13 protein-coding genes and 1 pseudogene are annotated in these 21,587 nt (G+C 34.6%); 11 read left to right on the top strand and 3 right to left on the bottom strand.

What is annotated here, in order from left to right:
- Positions 1-418 precede the first annotated feature (418 nt).
- The gene (locus ACP6PM_RS36330; RefSeq protein ID WP_426591750.1) at positions 419-1,219 is read left to right on the top strand and encodes an ABC transporter permease; all 801 of its coding nucleotides are present in this window, start codon (positions 419-421) and stop codon (positions 1,217-1,219) included.
- A gap of 460 nt (positions 1,220-1,679) precedes the next feature.
- Here ACP6PM_RS36330 and ACP6PM_RS36325 read toward each other — a convergent pair whose 3' ends face one another.
- Positions 1,680-3,188, bottom strand: coding sequence for a hypothetical protein (locus tag ACP6PM_RS36325; protein ID WP_426591749.1), 1,509 nt, complete (start codon positions 3,186-3,188; stop codon positions 1,680-1,682).
- A 251-nt stretch (positions 3,189-3,439) separates the two neighbouring features.
- Positions 3,440-6,412 carry a hypothetical protein gene (locus tag ACP6PM_RS36320; protein ID WP_426591748.1) on the bottom strand — a complete coding sequence of 991 codons (2,973 nt, stop codon included), beginning with the start codon at positions 6,410-6,412 and terminating at the stop codon, positions 3,440-3,442.
- Positions 6,413-6,624: 212 nt separating this feature from the next.
- Between ACP6PM_RS36320 and ACP6PM_RS36315 the strand changes: the two genes are divergently transcribed.
- The 9 genes from ACP6PM_RS36315 (at position 6,625) to iscB (ending at position 19,948) form a co-directional block, all read left to right on the top strand.
- On the top strand, positions 6,625-6,942 hold the full coding sequence (locus ACP6PM_RS36315) for a Uma2 family endonuclease (RefSeq protein WP_426591747.1): 318 nt from the start codon (positions 6,625-6,627) through the stop codon (positions 6,940-6,942).
- Positions 6,943-7,549: 607 nt separating this feature from the next.
- Complete coding sequence (locus ACP6PM_RS36310) at positions 7,550-9,292, top strand: GldG family protein (protein WP_426591746.1); 1,743 nt, start codon at positions 7,550-7,552, stop codon at positions 9,290-9,292.
- A 520-nt stretch (positions 9,293-9,812) separates the two neighbouring features.
- Positions 9,813-10,502, top strand: coding sequence for a DUF4340 domain-containing protein (locus tag ACP6PM_RS36305; RefSeq protein ID WP_426591745.1), 690 nt, complete (start codon positions 9,813-9,815; stop codon positions 10,500-10,502).
- Positions 10,503-12,037: 1,535 nt separating this feature from the next.
- Positions 12,038-13,189, top strand: a complete 1,152-nt coding sequence (locus ACP6PM_RS36300) for an ABC transporter ATP-binding protein (protein WP_426591744.1) — start codon at positions 12,038-12,040, stop codon at positions 13,187-13,189.
- Between the two features lie 267 nt (positions 13,190-13,456).
- Positions 13,457-14,563, top strand: a complete 1,107-nt coding sequence (locus ACP6PM_RS36295) for an ABC transporter substrate-binding protein (RefSeq protein ID WP_426591751.1) — start codon at positions 13,457-13,459, stop codon at positions 14,561-14,563.
- Between the two features lie 328 nt (positions 14,564-14,891).
- Entirely contained in the window at positions 14,892-15,806 is a 915-nt protein-coding gene (locus ACP6PM_RS36290; protein ID WP_426591743.1) for an ABC transporter permease, read from the top strand.
- A gap of 416 nt (positions 15,807-16,222) precedes the next feature.
- Positions 16,223-17,071, top strand: a complete 849-nt coding sequence (locus tag ACP6PM_RS36285) for an ABC transporter permease (RefSeq protein ID WP_426591742.1) — start codon at positions 16,223-16,225, stop codon at positions 17,069-17,071.
- Positions 17,072-17,657: 586 nt separating this feature from the next.
- Positions 17,658-18,389: a YdcF family protein gene (locus tag ACP6PM_RS36280; protein WP_426591741.1), complete on the top strand. Its 732-nt coding sequence runs from the start codon at positions 17,658-17,660 to the stop codon at positions 18,387-18,389.
- A 194-nt stretch (positions 18,390-18,583) separates the two neighbouring features.
- On the top strand, positions 18,584-19,948 hold the full coding sequence (iscB, locus tag ACP6PM_RS36275) for an RNA-guided endonuclease IscB (protein WP_426591740.1): 1,365 nt from the start codon (positions 18,584-18,586) through the stop codon (positions 19,946-19,948).
- 318 nt (positions 19,949-20,266) lie between these two features.
- Here iscB and ACP6PM_RS36270 read toward each other — a convergent pair whose 3' ends face one another.
- Positions 20,267-20,626 (bottom strand): hypothetical protein, encoded by a 360-nt coding sequence (locus ACP6PM_RS36270; protein WP_426591739.1) that lies wholly within the window; start codon positions 20,624-20,626, stop codon positions 20,267-20,269.
- A 642-nt stretch (positions 20,627-21,268) separates the two neighbouring features.
- On the opposite strand from ACP6PM_RS36270, the pseudogene ACP6PM_RS36265 reads away from it, so the two are divergent.
- Positions 21,269-21,587: pseudogene (locus ACP6PM_RS36265) on the top strand (IS4 family transposase); the annotation flags it as partial.

The following is a 21,587-nucleotide window of genomic DNA, read 5'->3' as shown; positions in this document are numbered from 1 at the left end:
AATGTATTAACTATTGCTCTATACGCATGGGGAAGAGAAAATTCACTATTCATCATTAGCTTTTTTCGTAATCACCCCATTTTCTAATGCATCATTTAAGGTGTGTCAGTCCAGTAGTGGCGTGACACAGCTAAAATGGTGCATAGGCGTAGGTTGAGGAACGAAACTCAACCCAACAAAAGCTTACTATTGTTGGGTTTCACTGTCGTACCGCTACGCGGAAGCAAGCTACAACCCAACCTACTAGACTAATATTGTGGTTAAAACCTAACCCCCCAACTCCCTTCCCTGCAAGGGAAGAGGGAGTAAGAACTGTCAGAGAAACTGTAAACATACCAGATTAAAAAATTCTTCCCCCCTCTCCTTGTAGGAGAAGGGTTGGGGGAGAGGTCTTCATTATAAGGAAAGAAATCAACTCATGCTAATAGTAATAAGTAATATTATCGCGATTTACAGAAAAGAATTACAAGGATATTTTGCCTCACCATTAGCTTATGCAATTACAGGAATATTTTGGCTATTGGGAGGATACTTTTTAGTAGCTATTTTATTAGGACCGGATGGAATTATTCAACAAATTGCGACTAGAGACCAACTAGGAATTACGGAACCGCCAGTCGATGCACCCTACGAATTTGTAAAAGCTTATCTGGGAATTATGGGTTCTCTTTCTTTGTTTTTGCTGCCTATGTTATCTATGAATTTATATGCGGAAGAAAGAAAACGAGGAACTTTAGAATTATTAGCAACTTCACCTCTAACAAACTGGTCGGTAGCAACAGGAAAATTATTAGCTGTATTAACGTTTTATATTTCTATGGTATTGCCATTGTTAGGGTTGGAAGCTATTGCTATTAATGCAGCAAAACCGCCTATTTCGCCAGTGTTACTTTTGTTAGGACATGGGGGTTTAATATTACTTGCTGCGGCAGTATTATCATTAGGAATGTTTATTTCTTCTTTGACAGATAGTGCAATTTTATCTGCCATTCTGACATTTGCTTTAGTATTATTTCTCTGGGTAATTGATGTTGTGGCAAATAATGTTAGTGGTGTTTTAGCAGAGGCATTGAAACATTTATCAATGCTGACACATTACACTAATATTATTCAGGGACTTGTGGATACTAGCAGCATAATTATGTTGTTGAGTTATGTTGTTTTGGGAGTATTTTTAACTGCTCAATCAATAGATGCTTTAAGGTTTCAGCGGTCTTAATTAGGGTTTGTTGAAAAAGTCTTTTAGTAGGGGTAGGAGACAGGAGACAGGAGACAGGAGACAGGAGTTAGGGGAATGAGCGAGGAGGTAGGAGTAAGAATTGTCAGAATGATTTTTCGGCCTAATTCTTGCCTAAAATACCAACTTTTTGAGCGTTTTAGAAGGAAGAGGGAAGAAGGAGGAAGGGAAAGAAAGGTTTACAGCGGTTTTCATTTCAGCAGACCATAGTAGGGGCGATTCGCGAATCGCCCCTACAGGGTTTTGGTTATGTAGTTCATCAATCTAAAAAGTGCTGTATAAGGGAGAAGGTTTTTATCAATTTATAGTGAGCATCTTGCCTGCTATTCCTGTACCTGAATCAGATGAAATTCCCTATTCCCTATTCCCTATTATACTCCCTGAAACCATAAATATATCTACTTCATTAAGTAAGAAATTGCTTTATCTTTCAGCTTCTTTGTCATTCAGTGATATCATCATCAGGCAAATAAAATGTAACAATATTCGATGATTTAGTATTACTATTATTTTGATCTTCGTTTTTGATTAGCCTTTCGCCTTCCTTGATAACCCAATCTGTAAATTTTTTTTCATCATATATAATCCATTGTTTTTCCTCATTTTTTTCTATCCATGTTGTTTCGTTGGAGAGACTTTGAAGTAACTTCTGGTATTGTGTTTGATTTTCTTTAAGTAGTTCCTGATTAATAAACAGTTCCTGGTAGCTCTGTCCAGACATATTATCAATAGCTTCTAATAATTTATCCAAAAATTCTGTTCCTGTTCCTTTTATCCGTAAAGTTATTGTTTTAGGAATCTTTTTAGCAATCTTTTTAGACTTAGGAGGAATTTCAATTTTTGTTCCTAAGAAAATAATAACACCATCAACAAGTAGAGCGAAAAAAGCTGCTGCAATAGCAGCTTCTTCACCATTTTTAATTTTTCGAAAAGGTGCAATAAATCTGATTCTGTCTTCCTCATCAAAATACTTTTCTTGGAGTTTTTCGGATTTAGGATTTAGAGGGTCTAAACTACCATTATATTTTTCTGGCAAACAAACAAATTCTGGTTCTGTCGGTAAGCATTTTGGTTTGACTTGAGCTAAAGCTTTACGGTCTGCATTAAAAATTTCCTGTGGTTCTTTTCCTTCTAAATCATAATCAAATAAAGGTCTTAATTCATTAGCTACTGGTTTAACTTGATCGAACCTAATTAGCAGTTTGTCTTTTTCTCTCCTTAGTTGTTCAACCCTGGGTCCATCACCTACTATTCCCGTCAATCCTTCTCCCTTTAATTCACGTTCTATTTCTGCATCTTTGCTCTTAATTTCATTTTCTAATTGTTGAGCTTTTTCCTCAATAGGAGTAAAAATTTCTCTAACTAAATTTTGATGAGCAGATATAGCTCGATTAAAGCCATCTTTTTCTCGTGTTTCTACTACTAAAAAATCATAATAAGCAAAGAAACTGGTATAAACACTAAGTATAGAAAAAGCACCTACAGCCATCCATTTTGAGAAAGGATCGTGTTTGAGAGTGGAACCTGAAGTTAATAGAAATAATAATGCTTGAATAGCAGCACCACTAGACCAACCTACAAGTCGAGGCAAAATTTGTGCTGCTCCACGCATAGTTGTAAACCCACTGCCAATATTAAGGATAGTCAACGCTATGAGCAGTTTAATATCTCGTTTGGGTTTTTGCTCGGTGTTTATTTTATTGTCTCTTTTATCAGTTGGTATATTGCTGCGATTATTTCCATTATTTCCATTATTATTTATCGAGTACGAACCATTTTTTGTACCATCTGGTTCTGGTTTTGGTGGCTTTATTCGAGTTTTTGGGCGAGGTTTTTTTCTGCTACATCCAGGTTCACGACACTCATTTTCGTCTGGCGACATTATTAGTAGAATGTGGCGATTATTTTCATCTCCGCTACATTCCCAGAATCCATTTTCTTGATTGTTCATAACACAAATAATCTATTAATTTAACTAGGTTTTTATTGACCGATGGTATAGCAATATAAAATGATTTGTGAGAAAAAACTGTGGAGGTTTGGTCTCGAAATCCCTTTCGCTTGGGTTTGGAGACCAAACCCCGCTCGATAAAATCTTACAACCTAATTTAGGATTGCTATAGTTGCAAAAATGGCAGATTAACTCCAGAATATAAAGTTCAAGCTTGAGTTTGATTTCTCTGTAGATATTTAAGATATTTTTCAAGGCATTACATCATTATATGATATCTCGCTTTTAAGATTATTATCGGCGTAACGCATAATTTCTAACAGGTCTGAATTATTGTAGAAAAGCTTGCATTTATCAATAAAGTATTTCAGATTTTGACGGTCTTTAAACTGACTAACTATTTCTTTTGCACATTTCATCAAAGACTCTTTTTCTTCCTGAGAAAATTTTTCTGCTCTCTTATACAAATTGGTTAATGATAATGACAATAAATCTGCACTTAAACGCCAGTGAACATCTATTAAATTCAGACAGTCTTTATCGCTCAACTTTGGCAATATTCCTTCCAACTTTAAAAAGTTCCATAGTTTTTGCTCGATTGATTTTTGCTGAATCCAGATTTCAGTGGTGTACTCTATCAGTTCTCCACTAATTAACTCGACAGGAGTATCATTACTTAAATCTAAATGTTCTTGTTCATTTGCCCACTGAATAAATTTGCCTACATATTTTTGGTAAGTACCTGTTAGATGTTCTCGCATTTTTTTCAATGTTTGACGATTCAGCAATGACCAAGCTTTACTAACTAAAAATTTTACTTCTACCTCTTTACTTTCCGGGTGATTATTCAATAATTCGAGCCATGTTTCTAGCATTTGAACAGGAAAAGCTTTTCCTATAGTCTTATCTAGAAAAATCTTTCCTTTTATATCATCCTTGTAAAGAACTTCTGAAAGTTTTTCCCAATTTATCCAGCGATTAGAATTACTATCTATAATTAGCTTGCTTAATATTGAAAATAATTCAACTTTCTCTGGAGACTTATCTGGTTTTTCTGGAGATTGATCTGAAAATTTGTCTGGAGAGTTATCTGGTTTGTCTGAAGATTTATTTGGAGAATCTGGGAAGCTACTATCTGGAATTTCGTTTAAGGTTAAAAATAATTCCAATTGATCTAGAGACTCATCTGATTTGTCTGGAGATTTATTTGGAGAATCTGGGAAGCTACTATCTGAAATTTCGCTTTCTGAAGATTTATCTGAAAATTTGCCTGGAGACTCATCCGTAAATTTGTTTGGAGATTTATCTGAAGATTTATCTGGAGAATCTTGGAAGCTACTATCTGGAATTTCGCTTGAGCTTAAAAATAATTCCAATGGATCTGAAGATTTATCTGAAAATTTGTATGGAGACTCATTCGCAGATGTGTTTGGAGATTTATCTTGAAAATACTGGGAATTAAACCATTGATAAACTCCCATAAAATCATTTGCCTGAAACTTCACTCTCTCTTCTAGAAAACTGACGCTCTTTTCAATGGCAGATTCCAATAATGGCAAACTTTTTTCATAAGTTAGTGAATGAGATTTTAGGCAAGTCATATAAAGCTCACCAACTTCATAATTGCTAAGTTTCAAACCATTAGCAATCTCACAAACATGGGAAATACCCTTCTCTTTTTCCAATAAGAAATCTAGATAATCTAGTGTATCAGTAAAATTTTCCTGCCAATATTGCTTTAAATTACTTTGTTCAAAAGTTTCTCTATCTAGAACAGGAAAATTAGGAAAAAGTCGTTCGATAAACAATCTTTTAAAATCACCACTCGTAATTCTTCCAACTAATGCTAAATCCCATAGTTGGAATTTCTCTTTTTCAGAAAGAAATATCTTTTCACAACATATTATTAGTTCTTCCAGTTCTGGATGATTTTTTGTAGAGGATTGCGGAGGTGGTAGATACTTTGTCTGTAATGGAGTGTTTCTACCTCCAGACTTGTTATACAAATCTTCAATGCTTCCTTGAGAAATTTTTTCTATCAGTTTTAAACAAGCATTTTGTAATGCCTGTAAAATATCATCCCTGAGATTTTCATCCACAAAAAATTCTATAAACTGATTTTCTCTGAGAATTTCTAAAGAATCAAAAAACTTATTATCTGCTTTGACTATATCTAAAAATTTATCTGGCAAAAAACGATAGATTGTACATAACAGAGTCTTCGTTAAGCTTCCATTATTTTCAGAAATTGGCAATGCTTTCCATAGCAACTCTAAAAGTTTTAAATCTTCACTATCTGGAGTCGATGAATTTTCCCCAAACCTATCCAGAAAACTTTGCACCTTCTCTTCCATTCGAGGAATGTACTTACCCAAAATTTCAATTTTGTCTCCTTCCTCTACTGGGTAATTAAAAATAAAATCTAGTGATGGATGATTTAACTTCAACCAACCACCTACTTCCTGAAATTCCCAAACTAAATTATCAGAATCATCCTTAGTAGTCTTGTCAAGGTACTCCCATATAGTAATTAAATTTTCATATTTATCCTTGTTTGGAGCAATAAAATCTTTAACATATCCGTCGTCTAGATATTCCTTTTTGTCAAACTCTTCTTTACTAAAATCTAGCCACACCATATTTTCAGGTAAAGAACCTATTGAAGAACCATCTAACTTAACTATTATTTGTGCCCACTTGCAGTATTCAGGGTCAACCGAACCTATAGCTAAAGATATTTTGTGACGCTCATTAGTAGGTAGGAAAAGCAAAAGATTATCTAGAAGTAATAATGGCGATCGTGTCTTTTTTGGGTTTTGGTCAGTAAGTAGTAATCTTTTACCATTCAAAATCACATCTAGTGCTTGAAGCAAAATCTTTTGCTCAGAATTTTTAAGTTTTTTCCAGACCTTTTCTATGGTCTCCCTTATTTTTTTCTCTGTAGTTTCTTTTGCTAGTAAAGACTCAAAATCTTCCGGACCCAAAAGCCAAGATTTTTGCTCAGAATCATCAAGTTGATTAAGACTACTGAAGGTTGGTATTGACATATTACCTAGATATCCCAACAACCTACAAATTTGATTTTTAAATCCAACTATTTCTGCTGAGGATACAAAAATATAACGATGCTGGAAAAATGAGCGACTGCCACCTCTCGAAAAGATACCTTTATTTTTATTAAAAGCAGGAGCAGCTTGAATAAGTAGAATTTTTTTTTCGGGCAAAATCGAAGTCTTATTCCTACAAATTCCTACAGCTTTACGATTAGGGTCGCTACCTTGACTTCCCCAAAAGTAATAATTTTTTTCATGTATATATTCCAGCTCTGAAATATTATTGTTTAAATTTTCACTGCAAGAAACTAGACGGTATTCACTATCCTTTTCTGCAACAAACTTACCATATATAAACTGGTCAAAAAAGAGAATTAATTATTATGTCCCCTGTAGGTGTTAAAAGTGGTCAAAAAGAAGCTAATTTGATTGTTGATATTAGCCTCTGGAATCGTCAAACTCAGTTAGGAATAGTTTTTAGTTATTCTACTATTTTTAGTTTACCAGGAGGAGGCGACCTCTCCCCTAATGTTGCTTGGATATCTTTAGAAAAATGGGAAAATATTACTCAACAAGAAAGAGAAAGTTTTCCTCCTATTTCCCCAGATTTTTTGATTGAATTACGGTCTAACTCCGATATAATTCCACCTTTAAAAGCAAAAATGAGAGAATATTTAGAATCAGGTTTATTGTTAGGTTAGTTAATTAATCCTCAACAAAAAAAAGTAGAAATTTATCATCAAAATAAAGAGGTAGAAATTGTAACTATGCCTATTATGTTATCAGGTGAAAATATTTTACCAGGGTTAAATTTGATGTTAGATTATTAAGAAGTAAACAGTCAGCTATCCTCCTGGGTCGTAACTGCCTCTTCCAGAGGAGCTATCCTAGGTCATGCTCCGCTTTCCATGTCGCGCAGCGAAACATTAACAGCTTTTGAACTTATGCAAGTAACGACTAAAATTATCTGATGACGAATTTCATTTTTTTGGTCATGCTGTGCAAACTTATGTCACTTCTTGGAGACTAATTCCTTCTTCCAAGATAATGAGTTAATAACTCATAAATATGCCAATCTTAAGGAGAAGGTTTAAATTAAAATAGACTTTAAAGCAAACTTTTGTAGTAAGATTAATTTTCACTCAATTAATAAACCTTTTATCTAAAACTAAAGCCAATAGCTGATGGCTGACTGCTGAATGCTTATAATCATTCATTGCAAAAATTCATAAATTTATTTATAATACTGCTTCTCCCTTATTCCTTATTTCCTGTTCAAGACAATTTAGAGATTGAAAAAAAGATAATATGAAAATTATCAAAAGTACTTGGAATTATCTATTTTGGTTAGGACCAATTTTAACTATTATCGGTGTATCGGCAGGTTTTGTTTCAGGAACTTGGGAACCTATACCATTGGCGTTAATAACTTCAGGCATAGTAATAACTGGTTTATGGATTTTTTATCAAGCTTATTCAATAGAACGAAACTCAACAACAAGTTGGTGGAGCGGTCGAGCAACCGAAGCAGGCACAAACGCAATTTTTGCTACTATTTCCGTACTGATAATTTTGGCACTAATTAACTTTCTAGCAGTTCGTTATCAAACGAGAATAGACTTTACTGAAAACCAAAAATTTACATTATCACCACAAACTATAGAAGTATTAGAAAATCTCGAACAACCAGTCAAACTTTGGATATTTGACCGGGGTGAAAATCCCCAATATTCCCAACTATTAGAAAATTATCAAAGACAAGGAAATGGTAAATTTAGGTTTGAGTTAGTAGACCCTCAAACAGAACCTGGAAAAGCCAATCAATTTGGAGTCAAACAATTAGGAGAAATACATCTGGAAGTCGCAGAAAAAAAAGAAGTTATTATTAGTAGACAACTAGAGCCTCTAACCGAATCTAAACTGACAAATAGTATCGAAAAAATACTGGGCAGCAGAACTTTAAAAATCTACTTTCTTCAAGGTCATGGGGAACGAAAATTAGAAGAAGGTCAAGAAGGTTTTTCTGAAGCTGTTAATGCTCTTGAAAATAAAAATTACATAATAGAATCTATCAACTTGGCAACTATTTCTCAAGTACCAGAAGATGCAGATGTTCTGATTATTGCTGGCGCTCAAAGAGAATTTTTAGAAGCAGAAGTTACTGCTTTACAAGAATATTTAGACCAAGGTGGCGGTCTATTAATAATGTTAGACCCAAGCACCGACCCAGGATTAAATGATTTATTTGCAGAGTGGGGTGTATTAGTTGACGATCGCCTGGCAATAGATGACCCAAAAATTGGTAGATTAGTAGGTCTTGACCCCTGGGTGGTATTAGTAACTAGGTATGGAGAACATCCTATTACTCAAGATTTTGGCAATGGTATTTCATTATATCCTTTTGCCCGTCCCATCGAAAGTGAAGCCATAGATGGGATAGAGGAAAGTCCTCTAATTTGGACTAATGACCAAAGTTGGGCAGAAACAGATTTAAGGGGTCAGTTAAGGTTTAATGAGGGTAGGGATCGGCTAGGGCCATTATCTTTAGGTGTAGCTTTGAGTCGTTCTCCTACTGAGGAAAAAAGTCAGGAAACGGAATTAAACCTTACTCCTATTCCTCCACTTCCTGGTCAACCACCTAATCAACCTGCGACAACTTCTACTTCAGAATTAGAAGCAGAAAAAGAGACAACTTCAGCAGAGGTTATTCCCCCACTTCCCGGTCAACCACCAGATGAATTAGAGTCTAGTAAAATACAGGGAAAATCAGAAAATCAATCAGAAGAAGCACGTTTAGTAGTGTTAGGAAATTCTCAATTTGCGACAAATGGTTGGTTTCAACAACAACTAAATGGAGATGTTTTTCTGAACTCAGTTTCTTGGTTAAGTAAACCAGAACAAGAAACACTTTCTATTAGTCCGAAAAAAACTACAAATCGTCGTATTGCAATGACTTTAGTGCAAGCTAGATTGTTAAGTTGGATGGCAATTGTAATTTTACCAATTTTAGCTTTAGCAATAGGTGGAATAATCTGGTGGCAACGACGTTAATTAATTGATAATGGATAATTGATAATTCAGGAGTTAAATTTTTAATTAGGTAGGTGAAAAAATTTACAAGTACCTCCGAAGTGACGGTCACCGAGTGGAAGGAAGCAATATCAAGGGTTTCAACTGCTTTAACATTTCGTTAGATAGTAAGGTTTATTCACGCCTACTTACTTACTTTGTTATTTTGATAAGACTAGAAAAAATATTCAGAATTTAGAATGGGCGAATTTATAATTCAGAATTCAGAAGTTAAATTTTTACTTTGTTATTCTTATAAAATAAAAAATATTTAGCTGATAACTGATTAACAAGAAACCTGGTTTATTACCTTGATTATTATTTTTCCGAAATTTCGTCGCTCAACCCGGTTTCTGGGTGGAATATTGATAATGAATAATGGATAATTGATAATGGATAATTCAGGAGTTAAATTTTTACTTTGTTATTTTGATAAGACTAGAAAAAATATTTAGCTGATAGCTGATAACTGATAACTGACTACTCCCTACTCCCTAAAATCATGAAAATAAAAAGAACAACTTTAATATTAATGTTAACAGCACTTGCTTTAGGAGGATTTGTTTACTTATATGAAATTCGAGGTAAACAACAACAGGCAGAAATCCAAGAACAACAAAAACAAGTATTTGATTTTGAGTTAGAACAAATTCAGACTATTACCATCAAACAAGAGTCAGAAACATTAACCTTAAAAATAGACGAAGAAGCAGAAGAAAAAACCTGGAATATAACCGCACCTGTAGAAAAAAAAGCTGATTTACAAACAGTAGAATTTTTACTAGCTGAACTAACAAACTTAAAAAGCGATCGCTCCATCACTACTTCAGTTTCTCAGTTATCAGAATATGGTTTAGAAAAACCAGAAATAACTGTAGAAATTCAACTCAAAGATGGTAAAACCAGTCGTTTATTTTTAGGTCAACCAGACTTTGATGGTAATTTTATATATTCTCAATTAGAACCGGAGGAAGAACCGCCGGAAGAAGTATCTGTTTTGTTGTTATCTGTCAACTTCAAAAATGTCTTAACTAAACCAGTTTCCGAATGGGAAAAACAAGAAAAAACAGAAGAATCATCGGGTGATGCAGAAGAATCTTCAGATCAAAAAGATGAGTTGGAAACCGAAAAATCATCTAGTAGTCCAGAGGCATCTCCCTCACCTGACGATAATTATTTGTTAACAGAATAACTGCTATTAAGGAAGCATAAAAATCGGAAGTAAAATTTAATAACTCTCGACAATCTGTTTAATAGTATAATGAAACTGGCTGAGAGTTCCAGACTAAATAATCAGAAAAATTCCGAAATACTCGAATCCTTTAGTAATTTTAACTCCTTGATTTATGAAATTAGTTGAGAGACATATCCCATACAAAAAATAATCGGTTTTATATAGCAATCCTATTTTATTTGTGTATAAAAATCTTACTGCTTTTAGGGAACGCTTAACTGGGAACACTTAACTGGTGGGAATTTCAGTTTTTTTATCTACTTTTTGATTACCCGCAACCTATGCACGGATTGCTATACTGAAATTGACCGACCGTTTTTGTTCTCTAAAAATCTCTATAAGTATGCTAATTATTTAGTTCATCAGTTTTTGATATTTGAAAATACTTATCTTTCTTATCATCAGCTTCAAAAGATACTATCTACTCAACCAGACTATCAAGCAATGCCAACTAAAATATCTCAACAAATTTTGATGATAATATATAGAAACACCGAAGAGTTTTTTAGCAGCAAACAAAGTTTATAAACAGAACCTATCAAAGTTTAAATCTCGTCCTCGTCTTCCTAGATATAAAAATAAAATAACGGAAATAAATCTTGTAGTTTATACGACACAAGCCATTAGCAAGAGGCAACTTAAACAAGGAATTATTAATTTCAGTTTTACTGAGATTTATCTAAAAACATTAGTACCTACTTCACAAATTAAACAAGTTTGTCTCGTCCCTAAACTTAACCATTATGTAATACCAATTCCCATGCATTAATGCTATACTTGGGAAACACTTCAGTTATTAAGTAATTAACACAAGCCGAATAACTTTTTTGCTAATAATTAGCAAGTTAATGTTAATCCCGTCTTCTATTTACTTCTCCCGTAGGGACGTTGCATGCAACTTCCCTACTACTCCCCTACTCCCTCGCTCAATAAAATGTAGAAAAGTTTTTGAGAAATGGTATAACTGAGGTGATTTATGAAGAAATGCGAAAAACAATACCAGCTAGAGAAAAATCGTTGCGCCAGTTATTGATATTGGATTAAACAATTTAGCTACATTTTCATGTCGGCGACAGCCGAAACTTTTAATCAAGTCGGAATAAAACCCTAGAGTAATAAATGGCAGACCATTAAAATCTCTAAATCAATACTATAATAAAGTTAAGACTTCCTTACAATCTCAACTCCAGGAAAATCAATCAAGTCTGAGACTGAAAAAACTGATGTTAAAAAGAGAATTTAAAATCAACGATTATCTTGCGTATTGCATCTCAATTGTCTTTTATTTAATCCTAAATCCTGAATATGGATCTATGAGGTTGTCTTGACCAGAGAAAACAAAACTAACAAAATAATCCTCCAGACTAATTAGGCTTCTCTTACTTTAATGTGAAGCGTAATAGCCAGAACTGCTAAAATACTAAAAAATCTAATACTTAAATTTATTAAGACCCAATTTCCCAAGCATATTCCCCACTCAAGACATAATAATTATGACTCAAACTGCACTGAATATTGGGACGACCCTAACCAAAACCGAAAACGACGTTGAACTGCGTAAAGTATTCAAAGTATTTGAAGGCCATACAGCAGTAAGGGGTGTGGACTTCAATATTCGTCAAGGAGAATTTTTTAGTATTCTAGGACCTTCTGGCTGTGGCAAAACTACTACATTACGGTTAATAGCCGGATTTGAAACCCCATCAGCAGGTGAAATAATGATTCGAGGCCAATCTATGAGCCAAACTCCTGCTTACCGTCGCCCAGTAAATACTGTTTTCCAAAGCTACGCTTTATTTAACCATCTGAGTGTTAAAGATAATATCGCTTTTGGACTACGAATAAAACGTTTAGGAAAAGCTGAAACTGAGGAAAAAGTAGCACAAGCTTTGCAGTTGGTGAAAATGGAGAAATTTGCCGATCGCTATCCTCATCAAATATCCGGTGGGCAACAACAGCGGGTGGCTTTAGCAAGAGCTTTAGTAAATCGTCCCGCAGTATTATTATTAGATGAACCTCTCGGTGCCCTAGACTTAAAGCTACGCAAACAAATGCAAATGGAATTGTCCAATTTACATCGAGATTTGGGCGTTACATTTGTGATGGTAACTCACGACCAAGAAGAGGCCATGAGTATGTCTGACCGCATTGCTGTGATGCACGAGGGTAGAATAGAACAAATAGGTTCTCCTCAAGAAATTTATGAGCGCCCCGAAAGTCCATTTGTGGCAGATTTTATTGGAGATACAAATTTATTTCAAGGTCGGGTCGAATATAATCATGATTCTAGTCTGGTTGTTAAGACAGATAGTGGTCTGAAGATTTCTGTAGAACAATCAAAAGTGAGTGAGAAAGGAAAAAACGGAGAAATTTATGGAGGTGCTTCAGTAGTAGTAAGTGTGCGACCAGAAAAAGTTAATCTGAGTCTGTATTCTCCAGATGTATCAGAAAATTGTTTTGAAGGCAGGTTGACGAATGTAATGTATATGGGAACTCATGTACATTATCAAGTAAATCTGTTGTCAGGCGATCGGATAATGGTAAGGCAACCAAATACAGAAGGAACTTTGCCCAACCCAGATACTCCTATCTATGTTTATTGGGGAAAACACAATTGTTTGGCTTTAACTGAATCAAGATCGTAAAAATAAATAATTAAACACAATTAAAACGTAAACTTATAGCAGTCGAAGCAAAGGTTAGAACATTTATAAATGCTCAAACTAAGTCATGGATTATTTTTGACTTTTGACTCTCTTGCAAAGTTGCTCCACTTAGGCAGACCCCAAGACCGCACTTTGCGCTTTTGATTTTTGACTTGCGCGTAGCGCTATACTTTTGACTTTAAACTTGTAACTACTGTGCCTCCAACTAATTTACATAAATACCAGCGAAATGATGTAGCTAAATCAATTTACAAGCAAAATGCTAGTACTTCTAGACGTCAATTTCTGAAAGCGTCAGCAGCTACCATGGCAGTTTCAACCCTTTCTAGTTGTGGTTGGAGATTAGCTGAAGTGAAATCTAATCCCAGAATGCAGGGTAATTCAGATTTACTCTATATATATACTTGGGCAGGGTATACAGATCAAGATTTGCTTGATCGCTTCTACGATGAAACTGGTATCAAAGTAGTTGCAGATGTGTTTGACTCTAATGAGTCAATGCTAGCTAGAGTACAAGCAGGAGGGGGTGGAGCATATAGCATCATTTATCCATCTGATTATATGGTGCAAAAAATGGCTTCCCTAAATTTGCTGACAGAGTTAGACCACTCTCTAATTATTGGTTTAGACGATCTATTTCCCCAATTTCAAGACCCGACATACGATCCTGGTAATGTCTATAGTGTACCCGTAAGTTGGGGAACTACTGGTTTAATTTACAATAGTAAACTGTTACCAACAGCGCCTAATGATTGGGAATATCTCTGGGAAAATCGAGATTTAGTATTGAAGCGGATGACTTTAGTGAATGACGTGCGAGAGGTGATGGGGTGTGCTTTAAGAAAATTAGGATATTCTTACAACTCTACCAATGTAGAAAATATTAGGCAAGCTTATGAAGAGTTACTCATACTCAGACCAGCGATCGCTTCTTTTACTACAGATGGTTGGCGGTCTCAAATTTTGGTAGAAGATTTGTTGATTGCTATGTGTTATTCTTCTGATGCAGCAGAAATTAAACCAGAAAATGAAGATTTAGAATATGTTACTCCAAGCAGTGGTTCTTCCCTGTGGATAGATACATTAGTAATTCCGAAAAATGCTCCTAACCCAGATGGTGCTTATCAATGGATTAACTTTATGTTACAGCCAGATATTGCAGCGGAAATTGTAGAAAGACTCAGTTTTACGACACCTTCTCGTGCAGCTTATCAAATATTACCAGAAGAACTAAAAGAAGACCCTACTTTATTTCCTCCAGAGTCAATTATTCAAAAGTGCGAAAGTTTAGCTCCACTGGGTAAATATGAAGAAGTTTATGACAAATACTGGACTAAATTAAGAAGTGGATAATGAATAATTAATAATTAATAATGAATAATTAATAATGAATAATTACCTCTCCTTAAAACTGATAGGATTGACCAAAATGATTTTTTTTCTCTTGGTCGATTGGATATGGCGAGGTAACCAATCCATTCCTCAATAGCCTTTCTCCTTAACTGGAGTTGCTTTAAACCTCTGGGAATTAATTATTAATTATCCATAACTCAGTCAGAGATTACTTTTAACTTTTGACTTTTAACTTCGTGTAGCACTATAGAACCGAATCCTTGAGAAATTTTCCAATTTCTATAATATTATTTTTGAATTTTGACTTTTGAATTTTGACTTTACAAATATGACTACACCTAATAAATCATCTATTCCAGCTTTCCCTAATTCTCAGTCAAAACATGGTATAAGTCAAATATTTTCTAAAATCTTGGGTCCTCTAGTTTTACTAGGTCCGGCAGGTTTATGGTTACTGTTTTTATTAGTATTGCCAACCTTAGTAATTTTTGAGCTGAGTTTAGTAGAAAATATTCGACCAGGAGATTTAGTAATTCCTGACGGTATCAGTAACTATTTACGAGTTTTTGATCCTTTGAATTTAAGGGTAATTTGGCGTTCAATATATTTTGCTATAGGCACAACAATTTTATGTTTATTGTTAGGGTTTCCTGTAGCTTATTGGATTGCTTTGATGTCACCAAAACAGTGGCGAAATCTACTTTTATTGGGTTTTGTTTTGCCACTTTGGACTTCATCTTTGTTACGTTCTTATGCTTGGATTACAATTTTACGCCCCACTGGTGTATTAAACTCAATTATTGGAATTATCGGATTACCACCTTTGGAATTATTGAATCGAACTCCAGCAGTTTTGATTGGCATGAGTTATAGTTATTTACCTTATATTGTGACAGTTCTTTATGCTTCCTTAGAAAAATTAGACAGGAGATTATTAGAAGCATCATCTGATTTAGGTGCTACTCCTATACAAACTTTTTGGAAAGTAACAGTTCCCCAAAGTTTACCTGGTATTGCTGCAGGTTCTTTGTTAGTTTTTATTAGTTCTTTAGGAGATTTTGTTGACCCAGAATTATTGGGTGGAGCTTCGAGTATGACCGCTGCTAGATTAATTTATAACCAGTTTTTAGGAGCTACTCAAAATTGGGGTTTTGGTTCATCTTTGAGTATGGTTTTAATTTTAGGAGTGAGTATAGCGATCGCTCTTTTACTAAAATTTGGTGATGGTAGACCTTCTAAGTGAGTGTTGGGAGTGTGGGGAGATTCGGAGATGGGGAGATTCGGAGATGGGGAGATTGAATATTGAAGTATATATCGAATTACAAACATATATTATAGCAATTCTAAATAGGTTGTAATATTTAATCGTAGAGGTTTGGTCTCCAAACCCAAGCTAAATTAGGTTGTAACATTTGATCGTATTTTTTATTTACCGAAAAATTTTGGTTTAAAGCCTCCCCTTGGATAGCGGTCGAGGGATGCCGAGGTCTCCTCGGCATATCCAATCGACCAAGAGAGGGGATAATAAATAAAAATTTTCATGATTAGTCAATCCTATCCGTTTTCAAGGAGAGGTAATTATTAATTATTCATTATTAATTATTCATTATTGAATACCTATATGAGTCAAAATTTTACTCAAGTTTAGATGAAAAACAAATGACAAATACAGTAACAACTCAAGAAGATAATATCCCAATAGATATGTCTAAATCTCAGACAAAACTTCAACTTTCTTGGCAGGTAATATTTACAGTTTCAATGTTCCTATTTATGTACTTGCCGATTTTTGTATTGACTTTTTATAGCTTCAATAAATCTAAATATAGTGCTGGATGGGAAGGTTTTACCCTGCAATGGTACGTCAAACTTTTTCAGGATACAAGAATTTTAACTGCTCTCCAAAATAGTTTAACTGTAGCTTTTTTTGCTGTAGCTGTTTCAGCAGTTATTGGTACTTTAATGGCAGTAGGTTTGGCAAAATATAAGTTTCGTGGTAAATCCTTATATCTAGGTATTTCTTATCTGCCATTAATTATTCCTGATATAGCGATCGCTGTGGCTACTTTGGTATTTTTAGCTGCACTGGCAATTAGATTAAGTTTATGGACAATTATTGCAGCTCATATAGTTTTTTGTTTAGCTTATGTAGGCTTAGTTGTCTCCACAAGATTAGCAGATTTAGACCCCAATTTAGAGGAAGCTGCCCTTGATTTAGGAGCAACGCCATTAGAAGCTTTTATCAAAGTATTATTACCCCAATTATTACCAGGAATTGTGTCTGGTTGTCTGCTAGCTTTTGTACTAAGTATGGATGATTTTTTAATTGCTAGTTTTACCGCAGGGAGTGGAGCGACAACATTGCCAATGGAAATTTTTAGTCGGATTCGTACAGGGGTAAAACCAGATATTAATGCCCTAAGTGTAATTCTAATTGTCGGCTCAGGAGCAGTTGCTATTGTTGGGGAATTTTTGCGGAATAATGGTGAAACAAAGAAGAATAATTAGTAGTCGAATATCAAATTTGGGTGGTTCTAATTTGCCTAATAAATCTGAAATATCGGCAAATTATCCTTTAATAAATGTTTAGATATTAAGTCATTTTTGTGATGTAAACTTTGATTTATTGACGACATTTTTACTCTTTAATTAAGCAATTTTAATCGAAATTTAGTCAGATTGTTGATAGTTACATAATCTTTAAATACTTAGCAAGAGCTAATTTGGATGCCAAAGAATTCTTATCATTAATTTTTAGAGTTATCAGCCCTTTGAACGAAGTCAGGAATCAAAAGTTGTTTTTGTCACTAGGAATTAGTATGAAATTCCTAAATTTATAATGTGTAAATCATACCTATTTCTCCTCTAAATGGCACGAAAAAAGCTTCTTTATAGCTCCTCAAGACTGAGGACTGTAAAATTATAGTTTTATTCAGCAACGCCTTTTTTATTTGGAAGTTCCTAATAATAAGTCTTCTTTTTCTCAGGCCATCGTATTAGCAAGTCTAGCTTTATAATCTTAGTTTAGGCTGCTTTCAAAGTTTTAGTCTAGATTTTTAATTTTCTGGAGATGATATAACTCAAGATAATTTATATGCGAGAAAATTCCACCATTCGTAGAAACAAGAAAATTAGAAAAATACTGTTGTTGGTACTTTTGCCGATAATTTCTGGTCTATTAGTTTGGTTAGTGGGAAATACTATTTTGCTAAACTTAGCAGCAAAAGCTCCTGTTGATGCTTACTTAGTTTTGGGTGGCAGTATTAAACGGGAAATTTATATTGCTCAAGTTGCTAAACAATATCCTCAGACACCTATATTAATTTCTGCTGGTTCTAAAGATCCCTGTATTGTAGGATTATTTCAAGGAGTAAATGCTCCTTTAGAGCAAGTTTGGTTAGAACATTGCGCTAAATCTACTTTTGGTAACTTCTTTTTTGCTATGCCAATTTTGGAAAAATGGAGAGCGCGACATATTAAATTAGTCACATCTCCTAGTCATTTACCTAGAGCAAAGTGGTTAGCACAAATTATTCTGGGTTCTCATGGAATCTGGGTTGAAACTGATATTGTTAAAGAAATAGGTGTACCAGGAAATCAAGAATCTCGCCTCAAGACAGGTTTAGATGTTATTCGTAGTTTGATATGGGCAGTGGAAAGTCAGGTAATAGAACCAAAATGTACAGATGTGGTAAAACTCTCACAGGTAAATATGACACAATGGTGTAAGGATGGTTTTGGTTGTGAGCATCAAGCTAAATTGGAGCAAGAGTCAATTTGTCAGCACCCCGCTCTAAAGAGACGGGGCTTCGTGCCTCCTCTTTAGGTAGCTGACCAGCCTAAGTCTTAACTGACTACGTTGCATTTAAGAGTCAAAGTTCTCACCTTGGAATACTTTACCAGTTCCAAGCTCTGAAACCAAATAGTTAAAAGTTTACGAGGGGTAAAGCGGTGCTATTTGGAGCTGCCGGGATGCAACATTGGCGAGGTAAACATTACCCTAGAAATAGGAGTTTTTTAATGAATAAAAATGCAGTTTTTGTGCTGGACACTAATAAAAAACCCTGCAATCGAGTACATCCTGCCGTTGCCAGAAAATTATTAACTGAAGGCAAAGCAGCAGTATTTCGCAGGTATCCATTTACGATTATTTTGAAGGAGGAATGCAAAGATGAAGTAAAAGAATTAAGAGTTAAGATAGACCCTGGTGCTAAAACGACTGGGTTAGCAGTAGTATCTGACTCTAACATTGTCTGGTGTGCAGAACTTGAACATCGCGGGTTTCAAATTCGGGACAAATTAAATGACCGTAGAACTCAACGTTGTAACCGTCGTAATCGTAAAACTCGATATCGTAAACCTCGTTTTTTCAACAGGAAACGACCCAAAGGTTGGCTGCCTCCGAGTTTAATGAGTCGAGTTTATAACATAGAATCTTGGGTTAAAAAACTATGTCGATTAGCTCCTATCACCGCTATTAGCCAAGAGTTAGTTAGGTTTGATACGCAGAAGATGGTTAACCCAGAAATTAATGGGATTGAATACCAAAAAGGCGAATTATTTGCCTATGAAGTCAGAGAATATTTGCTTGAAAAATTTAACAGGACTTGCGTTTATTGCAACACTAAAGAAGGGTTTTTTAACTTAGACCATTTCTATCCTAAATCCAAAGGGGGAAGCGATAGAGTTTCTAATTTGGTACTGAGTTGTGTTGAGTGTAATCAGAAAAAGGATAATCAATTACCTGCTGATTTTCTATCAGATAGACCATTACTTTTAGCAATAATAGAAAAACAGCGCAAGCAACCACTTGTTGATGCTGCTGCTGTTAATGCTACTCGTTGGAAACTCAAAGAAGTTCTTGAAAATACTGGTTTGTCTGTTGAGTTAGGTTCTGGAGGATTAACTAAATTTAATAGACGGCGATTAGGCATTTCCAAATCTCATTGGACGGATGCTGCCTGTGTGGGAAGTTCTACTCCTAATAGTTTAAACATCAAAGGATATCAACCATTATTGATTAAAGCAATGGGTAGAGGTACTCGTCAGATGGTTAATTCTGATAAGTACGGATTTCCTCGCGGCGCACCTAAACTTCAACAGAAATCCTTTTTTGGTTTCCAGACTGGAGACATGGTTAAAGCAGTAATTCCCAAAGGTAAATATGCTGGTACTCATACTGGTAGAATTGCTGTTAGGAAAAAAGGTAACTTTAAGATTAAAACATCAACTCAAACCTTTGATGTTAATCATAAATATTGCCAGCATATCCATAAGTCTGATGGTTTTGCATATAGCTTTGGAGAACTGGTTAAGCAAAAACTTAAAGTTGTTAAACCAGTAATTAATCAGTTAATTAATCCTAATCAACGATTACCTCTTTGATACTGCTCAATTTTCAACTCAAACCATCCAAACAAAAAGCCAACGTACTCGCAAATCCAAGGGAACAGAGGTAGAGCAACTAAGTTTATTTTAAGACTCATGCTTGTTGAAACAAGCTGAGTCGAACTTCCTGAGCGAGTTAAAACATCGCGGCTCCCGTTCTCCCATCTTTTTTTCGTGGTAAGAAGGCAACAAGCAATAGGGAATAGAGAAAAAAACCTGAAAAACGTCGAGAGGAAGTACGCAAGCTGTCTTTGAATGAATGGTTGAATAACAACAGGATCGAATAAACATTTTTCTCCATCTATCTATCACTTCCTATTTCTCCGAATCAAAATTTTTTTCTGTCGTATTAATAATATCTTTTGCTAATCGCTCGCTAAATCCCACCACAAAAGACAAAGAAAATAGAGACATCCATCTTTGATCTTGCCTCTTTTCGTTATTAATTTCACCAAAGGTAATAGGAATAATTCCACCCTGTAAAATAGCAAAGATTAAAATGCCAAATGTACCTCCGATCAGAGGCTTATAAAAACCAACTAAGATAGGAATTATTGAGTCTTCATATTGGTGGTCGTCATCAGATTGTTCATAATTACTAAGCCGAGATAAGATACTAACTATGCTACCTAGAGCGCCAGCAGTAAAACACAAATTTCCTAGCCAAACTGTCATTTTAAAATCATTTATGTACATATCTGGTGTTTCACGGCTTCTAGCATCAAGATTTGGTGAAAGAATTCCTTTTGACTGTAGAGCTTGTTCTAAGTTGTTGCTTCCTGATGATAAGCCCAGTGGAACTACTATGTATAATGGAAGTCCTAAAATTAACCCTAGTAAAATTTTCAGAATAATCTTAGAGGTAACTTTTCGATAGAAATTAATAGGTAAAGCTAGCCAAAAGTTTTTAATTCTTCTGATTCTAAATTCTCCATCAATTCGCAGTTTTTCAATCAGCCGTTTTTGCGGGTTATGCTGAAAAGATTGAATGGCAAGACTAAGATTAAATACTAAATTAGCAACTTCTGATTTTTGGTGAATATTTTTAATTAATTTTCCAGATAGATATAGAGTTTTGATGTCTGAGAGTACTCACGGGGTGACAAGCTAGTTGAAAGCTATATATAGAAAGGGATTTGTGTCCGGGGACTGAAGAATATTTCAACAAAAAGAAAACGCTTATTGAGAATGAAGGGGTGTAGCGAACGCACTACATCCCACACCTTGAGTTGATTATTTATTCAATTAAAAAACCTTTTGAAACAGTTAAAAATATGATAAAAAAGGGTTAGTAATTACAAATAAAAATCAATAAAAGTGAATATATTAGGCTTTTATCAAAACCATATCAAGCAAAAGTTGAGTCCATCTCAAGTAGTAACATTACAAATATTATTAGACTTAATATCAGTACATAAAACTGTACAGATATCAAAATTAAGCAATTATTTTCCCCTACCAATAAAATTAGAAAGTAAGCGAAAACACATACAAAGATTTTTGATTTTAAAGGAGTTAAGCTTACCTTTATTCTGGTTTCCTTTAGTTAAAATTATGATAGAAAATTTATTCAGCTTTACTTCAGAATTAGTATTAATTTTAGATAGGACCCAGTGGCAAAATATTAATATATTAA

It is taken from the genome of Dapis brunnea BLCC-M229, assembly GCF_050015995.1.
GTDB lineage: Bacteria > Cyanobacteriota > Cyanobacteriia > Cyanobacteriales > Microcoleaceae > Trichodesmium.
Note: the sequence above shows the minus strand (reverse complement) of the source record. Positions and strands in the feature narration are given on the sequence as shown.